Annotated in this window: 1 protein-coding gene; it reads left to right on the forward strand. The window is 67.8% G+C overall.

The window, feature by feature from the left end:
• A partial coding sequence (locus tag V6L75_RS20990) for a tripartite tricarboxylate transporter permease (protein WP_334253402.1) occupies positions 1 to 428 on the forward strand: 428 nt, incomplete at both ends.

The following is a 428-nucleotide window of genomic DNA, read 5'->3' on the forward strand; positions in this document are numbered from 1 at the left end:
GGAGTGTCGGTTGGCCTTGTGATCGGTGTCATTCCCGGGCTTGGCGGCATCGCCGGTCTGTCGCTGCTCATTCCGTTTCTCTATGGCATGGACGAGATCAGCGCGCTGGCGATGCTGATCGGGCTTGTGGCCGTGATCCCGACCTCGGACACGTTCTCCTCGGTGCTGATGGGCATTCCCGGCTCCTCCGCCAGCCAGGCGACGGTGCTGGACGGCTTTCCGCTGGCCCGGCAGGGGCAGGCGGCGCGGGCCCTGTCGGCCGCCTTCATCTCCTCCATGTTCGGCGGTGTCTTCGGCGCGGTGGTGCTGACGGGCTTTGTCGTCATCGCCCGGCCGCTGATCCTGTCCTTCGGCTCGGCGGAGCTGTTCATGCTGGCGCTCTTCGGCCTGTCCATGGTGGCGGTGCTGGCCGGGCGGAGCCTGGCCAA

The sequence above is a fragment of the Pannonibacter anstelovis genome (assembly GCF_036881715.1).
GTDB classification, from domain to species: domain Bacteria; phylum Pseudomonadota; class Alphaproteobacteria; order Rhizobiales; family Stappiaceae; genus Pannonibacter; species Pannonibacter anstelovis.